Origin of the sequence: Bradyrhizobium oropedii (genome assembly GCF_020889685.1) — a bacterium.
Taxonomy (GTDB): domain Bacteria; phylum Pseudomonadota; class Alphaproteobacteria; order Rhizobiales; family Xanthobacteraceae; genus Bradyrhizobium; species Bradyrhizobium oropedii.
In genome coordinates this window covers 1-17053 of the sequence record NZ_JACMYO010000097.1, presented here as the reverse complement: position 1 = coordinate 17053, position 17053 = coordinate 1, and the positions used below count along the sequence as shown (strand labels likewise).

Genomic DNA, 17053 nt, shown 5'->3' with positions numbered 1-17053 from the left:
GGGGTAAATGGGCATGGGGCGCGTCTTCGTCGCGGGCAGCATCAACATGGACGTGGTGGCGACCGCCGAGCGCCATCCGCGAATCGGCGAGACCGTCGCCGGCGAGGCCATGCTGTATTTCCCCGGCGGCAAAGGCGCCAATCAGGCGGTGGCATCGGCCAAGCTCGGCATACCGACCACGCTCATCGGCCGGCTCGGCACCGACGCATTCGGCAGGGAGCTTCGGGCGTTCCTTGCCGCGCAAGGCGTCGATCTCGCCTTCGTCAAGGACACCGACGGCACGCATTCGGGCACCGCGATCATCACGGTCGCCAATGCCGACAACACCATCGTCGTGGTGCCGGGCGCCAACGGGCTGGTCGACGCTGACGATGTCGCGGCACCCGCACTTGCGAAGGGTGACGTCGCGGTCAGCCAGTTCGAGATTCCGCTGCCCACGATCACCGCGTTCTTCCGTCGTGCCCGCGCCGCCGGCGCCACAACGATCCTCAATCCGGCGCCGGCGAAGGCGGCCGACAAGGGATTGCTCGACCTCGTCGATGTCCTGATCCTCAACGAAACCGAGCTCGGCGTCCTCGCGGGGACTGAGCTGCGCGACAACGACGCGCCCTATCGCTTCGCCGAGGCGGCGCGGGCGTTGGGGCAAGGCAAGATCGTCTGCGTCACGCTCGGCAAGCGCGGTGTGCTGGCGCTGGTCGGGGACCAACCGCTGCTGGTGCCGGGACATGAGGTCAAGGCCGTCGACACCACAGGCGCCGGCGATTGTTTCGTCGGCGCCCTCGCCTCACAGCTCGCCACCGGCAAGCCGCTTCGCGACGCGCTGGCCTACGCCAACGCCGCTGCCTCGATCTGCGTGCAACGGATGGGGGCCGCGCCGTCGATGCCGACGGCGGATGAGGTAGAGGATGCTCTCTCCGCGCGTCGTCCCGGCGAAAGCCGGGACCCATAACCACAAATGTCAAACGCTGTGCGACGCTGGAACGACCAGTGCCGTTCACCACACCCGCCGCGGAGTTATGGGTCCCGGCTCCGTGCGCAATCGCGCACTCGGCCGGGACGACGCGTGCTTACGTTTGCGCCAGCGCACTCTTCAAATCAAAGCTCGCATCCGCCGCCTGCTCCGGCGTGATCGAGCCGCCGGCGCCGAGCAGCCTGCGGCCGAACATGTGATCGCCGGCGCGATTGACCGACTCGATGCCGAGCAGTCTGTCGCCGCGATAACAGAACGCTGAGAACGCCCCCTGCCCGCGGTCGCCGCGCACCACGACGCGGTCGTAGCCGGTGGTGAGACCCGCCATCTGCAGCTTGTCGGGGCCCTGGTCGCTCCAGAACCACGGCAGGCCGTCATAGACCTCAGTCTTGCCGGTCAGCCGCGACGCCACGCAGCGCGCATGATCGGTCGCGTTCTGCACCGATTCCAGCCGCAGCGATCCGCCGAAGCGCTTGCTGGTGTAGAGCGCGCAATCGCCGATCGCGGACACGTTCGGATCGGCAGTCAGAAGATGCTCGTCGACGATGATGCCGGATGCGACCGGCAAGCCGGCCTCCGCGGCAAGCTCGACATTCGGCAGCACGCCGACGCCGACCACGACGAGATCGGCCGGAATATGCGTGCCGTTACTCAGGCTGACGCCGGTGACCTTGGCACCGTCGGCCTCGATCGCGGTGACCTGGACGCCGAGATGAATCCGGATGCCGGCAGCAGCGTGGCGGGACTGCGAGAACTCGGAGATCTCCGCGGTCACCGCCCGCGCCATCACCCGCGAGGCCAGTTCGACCACATCGACCTCGAGGCCCTTGCCCCGCGCGGTCGCCGCGAATTCAAGCCCGATGAAGCCCGCGCCGATCACCACGACGCGCATGCCGGGCGCGATCAAGTCGCGCAGCGCCTGGCTCTCATCCAGGATACGGAGGTAGCGAACCGCGTCGAGCTTGGCGTTGGGAATATCGAGCAGCCGGTTCCGCGCGCCGGTCGCGAACACCAGATGGCCGTAGTCGAGCGACGTACCGGAGGCGAGCGCCACTTTCCGCGCGTTGCGGTCGATCGCATGGGCGCGATCGGTGATCAGCTCGATCTTGTTATCGTGGTAGAATTTCTCGGGCCGGAACATCAGGGTCTCGGGCCCGCCGGTCCCCTTCAGATAGGCCTTCGACAGCGGCGGCCGCTGGTACGGCAGATGGCCCTCGTCATTGATCAGGGCGATGCGCTCCGAAAAGCCCGCTTGACGCAGCGACGCCGCGACCTGGAAGCCGGCATGTCCGGCGCCGACGATGATGACCGAGCCCGTCATCGGAACAACCCAAATACGCGCGAGCAGGAGTGACCCATGCCGTTTCCTCTTGTCGATGTTAGCTTGCTTGCCCCGTCCCCACAGCGCTCGTGTCTGCGTACCGAAGGCTGACCGCCATTTGGCCTCATGGCTCGCGCCGATGCAAGGGGGTCGCTGGCAAATCTGGGCATCCGAAAGCCGCCTCCGGACGCCGGGCCGCATTGCCACGGCTGCCGCCAAGGCCTTAAATGTCCGGAAATAACAAGCCCAAGGTCCCTAAAAATGTCCGATCCCGCCTCCCCGAACGACCCCGCTTTGCTCCGCATCGACGGCGCCATCGCGACCATCACGCTGAACCGGCCGGCCGCGTTCAACGCGATCGACCTGACGATCGCCAAGAAGCTCGAACAACTCGGCGCCGAGGTCGAAGCCAACAAGGATGTCCGCGTGCTGGTCATCGAGGGCGAAGGCCGCGCCTTCTGCGCCGGCGGCGATCTGCAAACCATCGGCGCTGCGACTGAGGCCAACAACATCGCCCCCGTGGTCGGCGAGATGCTTCATCACTACCATGCCTTCATCGAGACGGTTCGGCGGATGCCGAAGATCGTGCTGTCCAGCGTACATGGGTCGGCGGCCGGCGCCGGCATGGGCCTCGCCTTCGTGACCGACCTGTGCATCGCCGCGGAGGATGCGCGCTTCACGCCCGCCTATGCCAAGATCGGCGTGTCGCCGGATGGCGGCAGCACGGTCGGCATTGTCGGCACCGTCGGCATCCGCCGCGCGCTGCAGATCTTCCTTGCCGAGGATGGCTTCACCGCGCAGCAGGCCTATGAATGGGGGCTGGTGGTCAAGACCGTGCCCGCGACCGAGCTGAAGGCGGCTACCCGGCAACTCGCCGAACGCCTGGCAAAGAATCCGCCCGCCGCGATCGCGGCAACCAAATCACTGGTCTATCAGGCTGCCACCACGCCGACCAAGCAGCAGCTCGATGCCGAGGAGCACAAGATCATTGCGACCATGCATACCGACGATTTCCGCGTCGCGGTGAAGAAGTTCACCAGCAAGTCGAAGTGAGCCCAATTGGCCTTGCCGTCCCGCTCCTTTCTGTGTCTCCGCCACGGCGCCACCGATTGGAACCGGCAAAACCGCTTTCAGGGCCGCACCGACAATCTCCTGAACGATGACGGGGTCGCGCAGGCCCGCGCCGCCGCGCTGCGGCTCGGTAACGTCGCGCTCGGTGCGATCGTCGCGAGCCCGCTCCGGCGCGCCGTGCAAACCGCCGACATCGTGGGCGCGGCGCTGTCGCTGCCCGTTGCAATCGATGCCGGCATCATCGAATGCGACTTCGGCAGCCTGGAGGGACAGTCGATCCGTGACACCATGCGCAAGCACGGCATCACCGCGCTGGAACAGCTGGTCTCGATCCTTGCCGCGGACGGCGAACCGTGGGCCGCAGTCTCTAGGCGCGCGCTACGCTGCGTTACGAGGTGGCAGGAAAGCCATCCCGGCACCGACCTCCTGTTCGTCTGCCACGACGCCGTCATGCAGGCGATCGCACAGGCGCTGTGCGGCGGCTTCTTCGAGAACCGTTACGGCACGCCGTTCCGTTTCGCGCCCGCAGGAAGTAGCTGGACGGTGGAGGCGATCGATTAATTCGGACAGATGTAGCCCTTGCCGCCGGGCGCCTTGAAGCAGCCGACCGATTCCGGGATCACCTGCTTGGGCAGCCACAGCACGACCTTCGGAAAATAGATCGTGAAGCAGATCGTGACCAGGAACACGACATAGATCGGCAACGCCGCCCGCAGCGCCTTCGCAAAGCTCACGCCGACGAATTTCGAGGCCATCAGCAGCACGAGCCCATAGGGCGGCGTGATCAGGCCGAAGGCGAGGGTTGCGATCAGCACCACGCCCATATGCACGCCGTTGATATCGCCGGCCTGGGTCAGCGCGTTCACCAGCGGCATGAAGATGATGATGGTCGGCACCGGCTCGATGAAGTCGCCGACCACGGTGAACAACAGCACCATCAGGAGCATGATGAGGTGCGGATCGTTGCCGGCGATCGAGGTGATCCAGTCGGCGATGTAGATCGCGCCGCGCAGATAGGCCAGCATCCAGCCGAATGCGTTCGCCGCGCCGATCGTGATCAGCGGCAGCGAAAAAATGAGACCGGCGAGGCAGAAGTCGTACGGAATCTTCTTCAGGTGCCCGCGGTTCAGCGCCGGGATCACGACGACGATGATGTAGACGACCGCGACCACGCCGGCCTCGGTCGGCGTGAACCAGCCGGTCAGGATGCCGCCGAGCAGGATCACCGGGATCATCAACGGCAGCGCGGCATCGCCGGCGGCGAAGGCGACCTGGCGCAGCGGCGCACGCGGCTTGCGCAGGCCTGAGGGCCCGAAGAAATAGCAATAGATCATCAGCCCGAAGCCGATCATCAGCCCGGGGACCACGCCGGCCATGAACAGGCCGGCGATCGAGACGTTGCCGACCGCACCATAGACCACCGCGGTGATGCTCGGCGGCACCAGTGCCGCGATCGTCGACGCCGAGGCGATGATCGCGGCAATAAACGCCGGCTCGTAGCCCTCCCGCCGCATCGGACCACCGAGCGCCCGGCTCATGACGGCGACATCGGCGGTGGTCGAGCCCGACATCTCCGAGAAGAACATGCTGAACACGACCACGACCTGCGACAGCCCGCCCCTGATATGCCCGACCAGCGACACCGACAGATTGGCGATGCGGACCACGACATTCGCCGAGCTCATCAGCTCGCCGACCAAGAGGAAGAACGGGATCGCGAGCAGCGCCTCGGAATCGACGCCATCGAAGATCTTCTGGATGATCGCCGCCAGCGACACGTCGGACAGCATCGCGCCGACGAACACGCCGGCCATCAGCGAGAACGGCACGGGCACGCCGAGATAGCCGAAGAACAGGAAGCAGAACGACATCAGCACAAGCACGACCGGAGCGCTCACGGCCGCACTCCCGTCGTCGCGCTGGTGTTGATCGCTGATATCGCAAGGTCATCGTCCGGCGGCTCCGGATGATCGAAGCCGTTGCGGATGCCGTTGACGAGCTGCTCGATCGTGAACAGGCCGATCAGGATGCCCGACAGCGGGATCACCGCATAGAGCGAGGCGATCGGCGTGCCGGACGGCAGTCGGAAGCTGCCGAAGCCGCGCAGATAGTTTTGATAGCCGTACCAGACCAGGCAGAAAGCGACGCCCAGCACGACGATGCGAATGACGATCTCGACGAATGTCCGCGCCCTGCCGTGCATCGCCTCCGAGAGCGCGGTGAGATAGAGGTGATCGTTACGTCGCGTCGCAACCGCGGCACCAATGAAGATCGCATAGATGAACAGCGTCGAGGTCACCTCCTGCAGCCACAGCCAGGGATGGCCGATGGTGCGGGTGACGATGTCGGCGGTCACCGAGAGCGAGAAGCCGAAGCACAGCAGGCCGCACAGCATCATCAGGATCAGCTCGAGCCGGTCGAGCGCCCGCCATTTCAGATGCCGCTGCCGTTGCAGCACCAGTCTGTCGGCCACGGCCATGGCGCGCGCTCCCGTCGACCCGGGTTCTAATTGATGGCGCGGATCAGGTTCTTGATCTTCTCCGCATGCGGGCCGAGCTCCTTGGCGAGCTTGTCGAGATAGGGATCGGCGACAGCGGTGAAACTTTTCTTGTCGACGTCCTCGACCACCTTGACGCCGAACGATTTCAGCTTGGTCAGCGCGTTCCGTTCCAGCTCGAAAGCCTTCTGCGGCTCCTTGGCGCTGACCTCGTTGGCGGCAGCCTGCACCCACTGCTTCTGCTCGGCGGAGAGGCTCTGCCAGAGCTTGTCGGAGACGAACAGCAGCGCATTGTTGGCCTCGTGCTCGGTGATCGAGAGCACCGGCGCCACCTCATAGTGCTTGTTGACGAGATAGACATTGATGCTGTTCTCGGCGGCGTCGACCACGCCGGTTTGCAGCGAGGTGTAGACACTGCCGAACGGCATGTGCACGGTCTGCGCGCCGTAGGCCGGGAACATGGTGTCCTCGGTCGCGGTCGCCTGCACCCGGACCTTGACGCCCTTGAGGTCGCCGACGTTGTGGATTTCCTTCTTGCTGTAGATGTGGCGCACGCCCTGCGAGCCGGTGCCGATCACGTGCAGGCCCTGCGCGGTCTCGTCGATCATCGTCCTGATGGCGTCGAACACCTGCGGGTCGGCCAGCGCCTTGATCACATGGGCGTCGTTGCGGAACAGGAAGTGCAGCGACATCACGCCGGCCTGCGGCGAGATCGTCGCGGTGTTGGCGGAGGAGATGATCGCGAACTCGATATCGCCCGACTTGACGAGTTGCAGCAGCTGCGGCTCCTGACCGAGCTGCGCGCCGGGATATTGGTCGACGATCAACGTGCCCTTGCTCAATTCCTTGAGCTTGTCGGCGAACAGATCGCCGGCGACCGAATAGCCGGTGTTGCGCGGCTGATCGTAGGCGAAGCGGAAGTGCTTGACCTCCTGCGCGCCGGCGCCCGCGGGCAGCATCAATGCTGCAGCGGCCATGGCGATCCCGACGATCTTGGCTGAATAGCCCATCGCGACGTTCCCCCTGTTTTTGATTGACGCGATCATCCCACCAGTCTCGCGGGATTGTCAATAAAACAGAGGTGATCAGCTCGTCGTAGGCGCCAAAGAGCGTTGCATCGCCGAAATTATCGACAATTCGGCAAGTGCGCCGAACCTTGCGCGCTACTTCCCCTTGGCGCGCATGAAGTCAAAATCGCAGCCCTCGTCGGCCTGCAGGATCGTCTCGTTGAAGAGATGCGCATAGCCGCGCTTGGCCCAATCGGGCGTGCCGGCGGGGGCCAGCGCCGCGCGTCGCTTCTGCAATTCAGCCTCGTCGACCAGCAGATCGATGCTGCGCTTGGCAACATCGAGCCGGATCATGTCGCCGTTCCGCACCAGGCCGAGCGGACCGCCGACGGCGGACTCCGGCGTGATGTGCAGTACGATGGTGCCGAACGCGGTGCCGCTCATCCGCGCATCGGAGATCCGGACCATGTCCTTCACGCCGGTGCGCGCGAGCTTCTTCGGGATCGGCAGGTAACCCGCCTCGGGCATGCCCGGCGCGCCCTTCGGGCCGGCATTGCGCAGCACCAGCACGTCGTCGGCGGTCACATCGAGCGCGGGATCGTCGACCCGCAGTGTCATGTCCTCGACCGACTCGAACACCACGGCGCGGCCGGTGTGCTGCAATAGCTTCGGGCTCGCCGCCGACTGCTTGATCACGGCGCCGCGCGGCGCGAGATTGCCGTGCAGGATCGCCATCGCACCTTCGGACTTGATCGGGTTGGCCTTGGAGCGGATCGCATCCTGTCCCGGCACGTCCTCTGCGTTGGCGACGACTTCGCGCAAGGTCTGGCCCGTGATGGTCCTGGCATCGAGGTCGATCAGGTCGCCGAGTTGCGCCATCAGCTTCGGCACGCCGCCGGCATGATGGAAGTGCTCCATATAGTGCTCGCCCGACGGCTTGAGGTCGACCAGCACCGGAACCTCGCGGCCGAGCTTGTCGAACGCCTCGAGGTCGATCTTGTACGGCGAGCGGTTGGCGATGGCGGTGAGATGGATCAGCCCGTTGGTCGAGCCGCCGATCGCCTGCAAGACGACCTGCGCGTTGCGGAACGACGACGGCGTCAGGATCTCGCTCGGCTTCGGTCCCTTGGTCTTCGCCATCTCGGTGGCGACGCGGCCGCTGGCCTCCGCGGAGCGGAAGCGTTCGGCATGCGGCGCCGGGATCGTCGCGCTCATCGGCAGCGACAGGCCGAGCGCTTCGGTGATGCAGGCCATGGTCGAGGCCGTGCCCATCACCATGCAGGTGCCGACCGACGGCGCGAGGCGGCCGTTCACCGCCTCGATCCCGGCGCCGTCGATCTCGCCGGCGCGATACTTGCCCCACAGCCGGCGGCAATCGGTGCAGGCGCCGAGCACCTCGCCCTTGTGATGGCCAACCACCATCGGCCCGACCGGAATCACCACCGTCGGCAGATCGGCGCTGATGGCGGCCATCAGCTGCGCCGGCAGGGTCTTGTCGCAGCCGCCGATCACGATCACCGCATCCATCGGCTGGGCGCGGATCATCTCCTCGGTGTCCATCGCCATCAGATTGCGCAGATACATCGAGGTCGGATGCGCAAAGCTCTCGGCGATCGAGATGGTCGGGAACACGAACGGCATCGCGCCCGACAGCATCACGCCGCGCTTCACCGCCTCGATGATCTGGGGCACGTTGCCGTGGCAGGGATTGTAATCGCTGTAGGTGTTGGTGATGCCGACGATCGGGCGATTGAGCGCATCGTCCGAATAGCCCATCGCCTTGATGAAGGCCTTGCGCAGGAACAGCGAGAAGCCGGCGTCACCATAGCTGGTCAGTCCCTTGCGAAGTCCGTCGGCCATTTTCTTCTCGTCCCGTTGGTGGTTCGGCCGCACTTAAGGAGCGGCGGGAATTATTGTCAATATGAGATAATCCGACGATGGAGCGGAGCTGGTCTGCGGCAAATCGCCTCCATTATTGACAATAGCCGTCGTGCCATGCTGACCTCCGGCATCGATCCGAAGCCGCGAGCGCATGAAAGCCCAGCCCACATTGCCCGAACTCCAGGCCCCCTCGCGCGAGGAGGAGCAGGCGGAGGTGATCCGCCGGCTGGAGGAGGACATCATCTTCGGCCGCTTCGAACCTGGCCTGCGGCTGGTCGAGGATACCTTGATGCAGCGCTACGGCGCGAGCCGGCATTTCGTGCGCCAGGCGCTGTTCCAGCTCGAGCGCCAGGGCATCGTGCTGCGCGAGAAGAATGTCGGCGCCACGGTGCGGTTCTATTCGGCCGAGGAGGTGCGGCAGATCTACGAGGTGCGCGAGATGCTGACGCGCCAGGCGGCGCTGATGATCGCCCTGCCCGCGCCTGACAGCCTGGTCGAGCAATTAAGCGAGCTGCAACGGCATTACTGCATCAAGGCCGACGCGCAGGACATGCGCGGCATCCACGAAACCAACGATGCGTTCCACCTCGCGCTGTTCTCGGCCTGCGGCAATCCCTATCTGGTCCGCTCGCTGCAGGACTACATGAACCTGACGCTGCCGATGCGCGCCAAAAATCTCGCCGACAGCGAGGGCCTCGCGCTGTCGCGTCGCCAGCACGAATTGATGATCGAGCTCTTGAAGGGCCGCGACAGCTGGGCGCTGGCGCAGCTCTGCGTCGATCACATGCAGTACAGCAAGGCGGACTACCTCGTCCGCATCTCCAACGACAAAAAGCCGCAATAGCGCGATACGCGGCCTCCTCGTGAAGGAGACCGCGATGCGCCATGTGGCTTTGTTGATTGGATCGTTCGCTGCCCAGCTCGCGCTTGGGGGCATTGCCGAGGCGGCCGATCCGCGCGCGACCGAGCTCACCTATGAGCCCTGGACCAAGACCTGCCTGACCCAGGCGAGTTGCTTCGTCGCTGCTGCCGCACGCGGCCAGTGCGCGCCCTCGGGCGGCACCATCAGCATCTCGCCGCAGAGCAGCACGCGCGCGCTGCTCACCGCGAATGTCGGCACGCGAACCATGCTGGAAGGAACCATCAGCCTCCGGATCGACCAGGACGAGCCGATGCAGATCGCCAGGACGCATTGCTACACGCTCGGCTGCGGCGGCACGCTGGAGGCCAATGGCGAGTTGATCGAACGGCTGAAGCACGCGCAAACGATCGTGGTGGAAGCCAAGAACCTGACCGGACAGAAGATCAGCCTCACCTTCCCGCTCAGCCACTTTTCCCAGAGCTATGACGGGCCCGGAAGCGCCCCCAAGGCGACATCCGAGAAAAACGCGAACGAGCCGCAGCGGGAGCACACCGAAGCGGTGAAGCAGCTGCCGCAGTGCGACGACTGATCATTTCTTCCAGTCGATCACCCTCGTGCGGTCACCGTCGAACTCCATGCTGCAGAACGTGCCGCCCTGGTAGTAATCGCCGACGGGATCGGGCGGCAGCTTGGCCTGCTCGGCCATCGCGTGCGCGCGGAAGTCCTCGCCGCGGCCGGTCGGGCGATAGCCGAGATCATAGGCGCGGTGATTGTCCCACCACGAACGCTCATTGTAGGACGCGCCGTACAGCACCTCGAAATGGATATCGGGATGTTCGAGGCCGATGCGGCAGAGCTGCACCAGGTCTTCCGGCTTGAGCCAGATCGAAAGCCTGCGGTGATCGAGCGGCGCCTCGCCGAAATTGCCGATCCGGATGCAGGTGACCTTGATGCCGTGCTTGTCGGCATAGAGCGCGCCGACGCCCTCGCCGAACACCTTGCTCACGCCGTAACGGCTGTCCGGCCGCGCGGTGACGTCGGTGCCGATCCGATGATGCCGCGGATAGAAGCCGACCGCGTGATTGGATGAGGCGAAGATCACGCGCTTGACGCCTTTCTTGCGTGCCGCCTCAAACAGATTGTAGCAGCCGATGATGTTGGCCTGCAGGATCGCATCCCACGAACCTTCGACCGAATAGCCGCCGAAATGTAGGATGCCGTCGACGCCCTCGCAGATCGCCTCGACCTCTGCGAGATCGGCGAGATCGGCCGCCTTGAACTTCTCGTTGCTCTCGAGATCGGAGGGCTGCTTGATGTCGCTCAGCAACAGGTCCGGATAGATCGGCGGCAGCAGCTTGCGCAGGCTCGTTCCGATTCCACCCGATGCGCCGGTCATCAATATGCGTGGCATGCCGTCCCTCGTCTTTCCTGATTGCTGCGATCGAATTGCGGTCGCAGGCCGACAATGATAGCAAACCAGGCGCTCAAGGAAACACCATCGAAACACAACAACGAGAACAGCAAATGTCCGATGTTCATTCCGCCGGCTGGCGTCCCACGACCTGCTATCCCGATCCCGCGATCCACGCGCTCGATCCGCGCTTCGAGAAATACTGGCTGAAGCTCAGCGCCGTCGAGCGCATCGCCACCGGCCTGCGCTGGGCCGAAGGTCCCGTATGGTTCGGCGACGGCCGCTATCTGTTGTGCAGCGACATCCCGAACCAGCGCATCCTGAAATGGGAGGAAGAGACCGGTGCGGTCAGCATCTTCCGCAAACCGTCGAACTTCGCCAACGGCAACACCCGCGATCGCCAGGGCCGGCTGATCAGCTGCGAGCATGGCGGCCGCCGTGTGGTGCGCACCGAGTATGACGGATCGATCACGGTGCTGATCGACTCGTTCGGCGGCAAGCGGCTGAACTCGCCGAACGACGTCGTGGTGAAATCCGACGGCGCGATCTGGTTCACCGATCCGATCTTCGGCCTGCTCGGCAATTACGAGGGCTACAAGGCCGATCCGGAGATCGAGCCCAACGTCTACCGGTTCGATCCCGAAACCGGCAGGGCCACCATCGTCGCCGAGGGCGTGCTCGGCCCGAACGGGCTGTGCTTCTCGCCGGACGAGACAATCCTCTACGTCGTGGAATCCCGCGGCGAGCCGAACCGCAAGATCCTCGCCTACGACGTCACTGCCGACGGCAAGACGATCTCCAACAAGCGCGTGTTCATCGATGCCGGCCGCGGCACGCCTGACGGCATGCGCTGCGACATCGACGGCAATCTGTGGTGCGGCTGGGGCATGGGCGATCCCGAGCTCGACGGCGTCGTCGTGTTTGCGCCGGACGGCGTCATGATCGGCCGCATCGCGCTGCCGGAACGCTGCGCGAACTTGTGCTTCGGCGGCGTCAAGCGCAACCGCCTGTTCATGGCGGCAAGCCAGTCGATCTATGCGCTCTACGTCAACACCCAAGGCGCGCTCGGCGGTTGATCCGACCGTCATTGCGAGGAGCTCGTGACAAAATTGCAGAGCAATTTTGCACTGAAGCGACGAAGCAATCCATCTTTCCGCGCATGAGGAGAGATGGATTGCTTCGCTTCGCTCGCAATGACGAGGCCTCAATCTTTAAAAGACCCGCATCTTACAAACTTTGCATGCCAAAACGTCTGACGCCGGAGCGGTGATCCGCCCCGGCGCCAGAATGTTGTCTCTCGTAGCTTGCGCTTACGCGGCGTTGTAGCCGGCGACAGCCTTGGCTTCGAGATATTCTTCCAGACCGAAGCGGCCCCACTCGCGGCCGTTGCCGGACTGCTTGTAGCCACCGAACGGCGCACTGCGCTCATTCGGCACGCCCTGCAGATTGACGTTGCCGGCGCGGATCTGGCGGCCGACGCGGCGCGCGGTTTCCACGGTGTCGGCGGAGACGTAACCGGCGAGACCATAGGGCGTATCGTTGGCGATCTTCACCGCCTCAGCCTCGTCCTTGGCGCCGAGGATGGTCAGCACCGGTCCGAAGATTTCCTCGCGGGCGATCGTCATGTCGTTGGTGACGTCGGCGAAGATGGTCGGACGGACATAGAAGCCCTTGTTGACGCCCTCGGGCAGGCCCGGACCACCGGCGACCAGCGTTGCGCCCTCGTCGATGCCCTTCTGGATCAGCGTCTGGATCTTGTCCCACTGACCGCGGTTGACCACCGGGCCGATCGTGGTGCCGTCGGCACGCGGATCGCCGGCCTTGGTCTTGTCGGCGACGCCCTTCGCGATCGCGGCCACTTCCTTCATCTTGGAGAGCGGCACGATCATGCGCGACGGCGCGTTGCAGGACTGGCCCGAGTTGTTGAACATGTGCATCACGCCGCCGGTCACCGCCTTGGCGAGGTCGGCGCCTTCGAGGATCACGTTCGGCGACTTGCCGCCGAGCTCCTGGCTGACGCGCTTGACGGTCGGCGCCGCACGCTTGGCGACGTCGACGCCGGCGCGGGTCGAGCCGGTGAACGAGATCATGTCGATGTCCGGATGCTCGCTCATCGCGGCACCCACCTCCGGGCCGAGGCCGTTGAGCAGGTTGAACACGCCCTTCGGCACGCCGGCTTCATGGAGGATTTCCGCGAAGATCAGCGCCGAGGTCGGGGTGAACTCCGACGGCTTCAGGATCATGGTGCAACCGGCGGCGAGCGCGGGCGCGACCTTGCAGGCGATCTGGTTGAGCGGCCAGTTCCAGGGGGTGATCATGCCGACGACGCCGACCGGCTCGCGCACGATCACGGCGGTGCCCATGGTTTCCTCGAACTCGTACTTCTTGAGCACTTCGAGGGTGTTCATGAGATGGCCGAGGCCGGCGCCGGCCTGCAGCTTCTCGGCCATCGGCAGCGGAGCGCCCATCTCGTCGGAGACGGCGGCGCCGATTTCCTTCATGCGGCCCTTGTAGACCTCGACGACCTTGGTGAGCAGCGCGATGCGCTCCTCGCGGCTGGTCTTGGAATAGGTCTCGAACGCGCGCTTGGCGGCGGCGACTGCCTTGTCGACATCGGCCTTGGAGCCGAGCGCAATCTCATACATCGCTTCTTCGGTCGCCGGATTGACGACGGGGGTGGACTTGCCTTTGACGACGGGATCGACCCAGGCGCCGTCGATGTAGAATTGCATGCGATTGACCATCGGAAACCTCTTGTAGGGGGCGTATGGATAAGGGGAACGGAAAGCGTTCGGCAGGCATCCTTGCACGAAAGCAGGGCGAATTGAACCCGCCATATGCGGGGCGCGGCTCGTGCACGCCCACGGCATATAATGTCGCTGCCGCACCGGTGGCAAGACATGCCACCGCCCCTCATCGATCGCTTTACACCGCCATCTTGCGATGCCGCACCGGGGCGCCGACCGACACGCTCTCCGCCGCATCGATGATGGCATTGGCGTCGATACCGTAGTGGCGGTAGAGGTCGCCGATCGTCCCGGTCTGGCCGAAATGTTCGACACCGAGCGCCTCGAGGCGGTGGCCGCGCACGCTGCCGAGCCAGCCGAGCGAGGCCGGATGGCCGTCGATCACGGTCACAATGCCGCAGTCGCGGCCGAGCGGCGCCAGCATGCGCTCGATATGACTCAAATGCTGCGCGCCGCGACGATCGCGACGCAAATTCCGCGCGGCGGACCAACCGGCATAGAGCCGGTCGGCAGAGGTTACCGCCAAGAGACCGACATCGCGGTGGCTTTCGCCGATCAGGCCGACCGCCTCGATCGCCTCCGGCGCGACCGTGCCGGTATAGGCAATGACGACGTCGCAGTTCGGGCCCGGCCTGCGCATCCAGTAGGCGCCCTCGGTGATGTCGCGCTGCAGGTCCGGCGTCATGATCCGTTGCGGCTGCTCCAGCGTTCGTGTCGAGAGTCGCAAGTAAACCGAACCACCCTCGGCGCCCTCCCGCTGCATGTGGCCAAAGCCCCAGCCCATGATCACGGCAAGTTCATCGACAAAGGCCGGATCGAACGAGGCGAGCCCATCCTGTCCGATCCCGATCAGCGGCGTCTTGATCGACTGATGCGCGCCGCCTTCCGGCGCGAGCGAGATGCCCGACGGCGTCGCCGCCACCATGAAGCGGGCATCCTGGTAGCAGGCATAGTTCAGCGCATCGAGGCCGCGCTCGATGAAGGGATCGTACAGCGTGCCGACCGGCAGCAGCCTCGCGCCGTTGATCTGCTGCGACAGGCCGAGCGCCGAGAGCATGATGAACAGATTCATCTCGGCGATGCCGAGCTCGAGGTGTTGCCCCTTCGGCGAATATTCCCAGGTGTAGGCCGACGGGATCTTCTCCTGTCGGAACAAATCGTGGTTCTCCGCCTTGGCGAACAGGCCGCGGCGGTTGACCCAGGCGCCGAGATTGGTCGACACGGTGACGTCGGGCGAAACGGTGACGATGCGCGACGCGAGCTCGCTGTCGCCACGCGCCAGTTCGTGCAGCACGAGGCCAAAGCCCTGCTGCGTCGACATCTGCGCGGAGGCCTTGAACGCCAGCCGCTCCGGCACATCGATTTCAGGCGCCGACAGCCGGCGACGGCCCTCGCGATTGAACGGCGCCTCCGCCAGGAATGCCTCGAGCTTCGCGGGCGCCTGCGACAGGCCTTCGAACTTGTCCCACTCGTGGCCGGTGCGGATGTTCTGGCTCGCGCGCCACTTCTCCATCTGCGCGACGGTCATCAGGCCGGCGTGGTTGTCCTTGTGGCCCTGCATCGGCAGGCCGACGCCCTTGATGGTGTAGGCGATGAAGCAGACCGGACGGTCGTGATCAACAGCCTCGAAGGCCTCGATCATGCTCGCCATGTCGTGGCCGCCGAGATTCGACATCAGCGCCAGCAACTCGTCGTCGCTACGGCGGTCGATCAGGGCCGACACGTCACCCTGGTCTCCGATGTCGTCGCGCAGATGCTTGCGGAATGCAGCACCGCCCTGAAAGCAGAGCGCCGCGTACATCTGGTTCGGGCAATTGTCGATCCAGCGCTTCAACGCCTCGCCGCCGGGCTCGGCAAATGCCTCGAGCATCAGCTTGCCGTACTTCACGATCACCACGTCCCAGCCGAAATTGCGGAACATGGTCTCGAACTTGGCCCACAGTCCCTCGCGCACGACCGCGTCGAGCGACTGCCTGTTGTAGTCGACCACCCACCAGGTGTTGCGCAGGCCGTGCTTCCACCCCTCCAGCAGCGCCTCGAAGATGTTGCCCTCGTCCATCTCGGCGTCGCCGACCAGCGCGATCATGCGGCCCTCGGGCCGGTCGTTCAGCCAGCCATGCGCCTTGACGTAGTCCTGCACCAGCGAGGCGAACAACGTCTGCGCCACGCCGAGGCCGACCGAGCCGGTGGAGAAGTCGACGTCGTCGACATCCTTGGTGCGGGAGGGATAGGACTGCGCGCCCTTGTAGCCGCGGAAATTCTCCAGCTTGTCGCGGGTCTGATGGCCGAACAGATACTGGATCGCGTGGAACACCGGGCTCGCATGCGGCTTCACCGCGACGCGATCCTGCGGGCGCAGCACCGAGAAATACAGCGCCGACATGATGTTGGCGAGCGAGGCCGACGATGCCTGGTGGCCGCCGACCTTCAACCCGTCGCTGGAGGGCCTGACATGGTTGGCGTGATGGATGGTCCACGACGACAGCCACAGCACCTTGCGGGCCAAGGCTGTGAGCATGTCGAGGCGTTCAGGCGCGATTCCCATGGCAATGCTCCCAGGCGATATCCCCGATGTTACTGCCGGCCGCGCCGCCGAAAATCTCAATTCCACGCGACAGCACAGGAAAAATTGGGATAAATTCCCACGATCCGGCCGCAACTGACGAGTTCATCCCAATGCCCGCCCTCGATGCCATCGACCGCAAGATCCTGAGTCTGCTCCAGACCGACAGCCGCATGACGATGCAGGAGCTCGCCGACAAGGTCGGTCTGTCGGTGTCGCCCTGCCACCGCCGGGTCAAGCTGCTCGAGGAGCGCGGCGTGATCTCCCGCTACATCGCAACCGTCGACCAGAAATCGATCGGGCTGCACGTCTCCGTCTTCATCTCGATCAAGCTGGCGCGGCAGAAGGAGGAAGACCTCAACCGCTTCGCACGTGCGATCTCGAAATGGGACGAGGTACTCGAGTGCTATCTGATGACCGGCAACCGCGACTATTTGCTGCGCGTCGTCGCCGCCGACCTCTCCTCCTATGAAGCGTTCCTGAAGAACAAGCTGACCCGGCTCGACGGCATCGCCTCGATCGAGTCGAGCTTTGCGCTGAGCCAGGTGAAGTATTCGACGGCGCTGCCGGTGTGAGGGGTGTTGGGTTGGGACGTGCTCGTGCCAAGCCCCAACTGTCGTCCCTGCGAAAGCAGGGACCCATACTCCGCAGCCGGTGTTGTGAACGGGACTTATCGTTCCGCCATCGCACGACAATGACGATTTGTGGTTATGGGTCCCTGCT

General features: G+C 64.8%; 15 protein-coding genes. 7 read left to right on the top strand and 8 right to left on the bottom strand.

Annotation, left to right across the window (positions count from 1 at the left end; translation table 11 throughout):
* The first annotated feature begins 13 nt into the window (after positions 1-13).
* On the top strand, positions 14-949 hold the full coding sequence (gene rbsK / locus H8A95_RS25080) for a ribokinase (protein ID WP_229185546.1): 936 nt from the start codon (positions 14-16) through the stop codon (positions 947-949).
* A gap of 118 nt (positions 950-1067) precedes the next feature.
* Here rbsK and H8A95_RS25075 read toward each other — a convergent pair whose 3' ends face one another.
* Positions 1068-2291, bottom strand: a complete 1224-nt coding sequence (locus H8A95_RS25075) for an NAD(P)/FAD-dependent oxidoreductase (RefSeq protein WP_229185544.1) — start codon at positions 2289-2291, stop codon at positions 1068-1070.
* A 261-nt stretch (positions 2292-2552) separates the two neighbouring features.
* On the opposite strand from H8A95_RS25075, the gene H8A95_RS25070 reads away from it, so the two are divergent.
* Together H8A95_RS25070 and H8A95_RS25065 are read left to right on the top strand one after the other, a co-directional pair.
* Positions 2553-3344 (top strand): enoyl-CoA hydratase/isomerase family protein, encoded by a 792-nt coding sequence (locus H8A95_RS25070; RefSeq protein ID WP_229185543.1) that lies wholly within the window; start codon positions 2553-2555, stop codon positions 3342-3344.
* 6 nt (positions 3345-3350) lie between these two features.
* On the top strand, positions 3351-3923 hold the full coding sequence (locus tag H8A95_RS25065; protein WP_229185541.1) for a histidine phosphatase family protein: 573 nt from the start codon (positions 3351-3353) through the stop codon (positions 3921-3923).
* On the opposite strand, the gene H8A95_RS25060 is transcribed toward H8A95_RS25065, so the two are convergent.
* The 4 genes from H8A95_RS25060 to H8A95_RS25045 all read right to left on the bottom strand — a co-directional run bounded on the left by H8A95_RS25060 (position 3920) and on the right by H8A95_RS25045 (position 8726).
* Positions 3920-5260 carry a TRAP transporter large permease gene (locus tag H8A95_RS25060; RefSeq protein WP_229185540.1) on the bottom strand — a complete coding sequence of 447 codons (1341 nt, stop codon included), beginning with the start codon at positions 5258-5260 and terminating at the stop codon, positions 3920-3922. The two genes, H8A95_RS25065 and H8A95_RS25060, sit on opposite strands and share 4 nt — an antisense overlap.
* The gene (locus H8A95_RS25055) at positions 5257-5841 is read right to left on the bottom strand and encodes a TRAP transporter small permease (RefSeq protein ID WP_229185538.1); all 585 of its coding nucleotides are present in this window, start codon (positions 5839-5841) and stop codon (positions 5257-5259) included. The genes H8A95_RS25060 and H8A95_RS25055 overlap by 4 nt, the downstream gene beginning before the upstream one ends.
* 26 nt (positions 5842-5867) lie before the next feature.
* On the bottom strand, positions 5868-6869 hold the full coding sequence (locus tag H8A95_RS25050) for a TRAP transporter substrate-binding protein (protein WP_420839453.1): 1002 nt from the start codon (positions 6867-6869) through the stop codon (positions 5868-5870).
* Between the two features lie 153 nt (positions 6870-7022).
* Positions 7023-8726: an IlvD/Edd family dehydratase gene (locus H8A95_RS25045; RefSeq protein WP_229185536.1), complete on the bottom strand. Its 1704-nt coding sequence runs from the start codon at positions 8724-8726 to the stop codon at positions 7023-7025.
* A 172-nt stretch (positions 8727-8898) separates the two neighbouring features.
* Between H8A95_RS25045 and H8A95_RS25040 the strand changes: the two genes are divergently transcribed.
* Positions 8899-9591 (top strand): GntR family transcriptional regulator, encoded by a 693-nt coding sequence (locus H8A95_RS25040; protein WP_229185534.1) that lies wholly within the window; start codon positions 8899-8901, stop codon positions 9589-9591.
* 34 nt (positions 9592-9625) lie between these two features.
* Positions 9626-10198 (top strand): invasion associated locus B family protein, encoded by a 573-nt coding sequence (locus H8A95_RS25035; protein WP_229185533.1) that lies wholly within the window; start codon positions 9626-9628, stop codon positions 10196-10198.
* Here the strand turns inward: H8A95_RS25035 and H8A95_RS25030 are convergent, their stop codons facing one another.
* On the bottom strand, positions 10199-11020 hold the full coding sequence (locus tag H8A95_RS25030; RefSeq protein ID WP_229185531.1) for an NAD-dependent epimerase/dehydratase family protein: 822 nt from the start codon (positions 11018-11020) through the stop codon (positions 10199-10201). It abuts the gene before it with no gap.
* A gap of 113 nt (positions 11021-11133) precedes the next feature.
* Between H8A95_RS25030 and H8A95_RS25025 the strand changes: the two genes are divergently transcribed.
* Positions 11134-12096: an SMP-30/gluconolactonase/LRE family protein gene (locus H8A95_RS25025; protein WP_229185530.1), complete on the top strand. Its 963-nt coding sequence runs from the start codon at positions 11134-11136 to the stop codon at positions 12094-12096.
* A gap of 234 nt (positions 12097-12330) precedes the next feature.
* On the opposite strand, the gene H8A95_RS25020 is transcribed toward H8A95_RS25025, so the two are convergent.
* On the bottom strand, positions 12331-13764 hold the full coding sequence (locus tag H8A95_RS25020; RefSeq protein WP_229185528.1) for an aldehyde dehydrogenase family protein: 1434 nt from the start codon (positions 13762-13764) through the stop codon (positions 12331-12333).
* 181 nt (positions 13765-13945) lie between these two features.
* Entirely contained in the window at positions 13946-16312 is a 2367-nt protein-coding gene (locus H8A95_RS25015; RefSeq protein ID WP_229185527.1) for a transketolase, read from the bottom strand.
* A 131-nt stretch (positions 16313-16443) separates the two neighbouring features.
* On the opposite strand from H8A95_RS25015, the gene H8A95_RS25010 reads away from it, so the two are divergent.
* Complete coding sequence (locus H8A95_RS25010) at positions 16444-16905, top strand: Lrp/AsnC family transcriptional regulator (protein ID WP_016841346.1); 462 nt, start codon at positions 16444-16446, stop codon at positions 16903-16905.
* Positions 16906-17053: the final 148 nt, after the last annotated feature.

Bases quoted from the DNA above. Each gene is read 5' to 3' on its own strand.
- rbsK (WP_229185546.1), top strand. From the start codon at position 14: ATGGGGCGCGTCTTCGTCGCGGGCAGCATCAACATGGACGTGGTGGCG.
- H8A95_RS25075 (WP_229185544.1), bottom strand. From the start codon at position 2,291: ATGACGGGCTCGGTCATCATCGTCGGCGCCGGACATGCCGGCTTCCAG.
- H8A95_RS25070 (WP_229185543.1), top strand. From the start codon at position 2,553: ATGTCCGATCCCGCCTCCCCGAACGACCCCGCTTTGCTCCGCATCGAC.
- H8A95_RS25055 (WP_229185538.1), bottom strand. From the start codon at position 5,841: ATGGCCGTGGCCGACAGACTGGTGCTGCAACGGCAGCGGCATCTGAAA.
- H8A95_RS25050 (WP_420839453.1), bottom strand. From the start codon at position 6,869: ATGGGCTATTCAGCCAAGATCGTCGGGATCGCCATGGCCGCTGCAGCA.
- H8A95_RS25045 (WP_229185536.1), bottom strand. From the start codon at position 8,726: ATGGCCGACGGACTTCGCAAGGGACTGACCAGCTATGGTGACGCCGGC.
- H8A95_RS25040 (WP_229185534.1), top strand. From the start codon at position 8,899: ATGAAAGCCCAGCCCACATTGCCCGAACTCCAGGCCCCCTCGCGCGAG.
- H8A95_RS25035 (WP_229185533.1), top strand. From the start codon at position 9,626: ATGCGCCATGTGGCTTTGTTGATTGGATCGTTCGCTGCCCAGCTCGCG.
- H8A95_RS25030 (WP_229185531.1), bottom strand. From the start codon at position 11,020: ATGCCACGCATATTGATGACCGGCGCATCGGGTGGAATCGGAACGAGC.
- H8A95_RS25025 (WP_229185530.1), top strand. From the start codon at position 11,134: ATGTCCGATGTTCATTCCGCCGGCTGGCGTCCCACGACCTGCTATCCC.
- H8A95_RS25020 (WP_229185528.1), bottom strand. From the start codon at position 13,764: ATGGTCAATCGCATGCAATTCTACATCGACGGCGCCTGGGTCGATCCC.
- H8A95_RS25015 (WP_229185527.1), bottom strand. From the start codon at position 16,312: ATGGGAATCGCGCCTGAACGCCTCGACATGCTCACAGCCTTGGCCCGC.
- H8A95_RS25010 (WP_016841346.1), top strand. From the start codon at position 16,444: ATGCCCGCCCTCGATGCCATCGACCGCAAGATCCTGAGTCTGCTCCAG.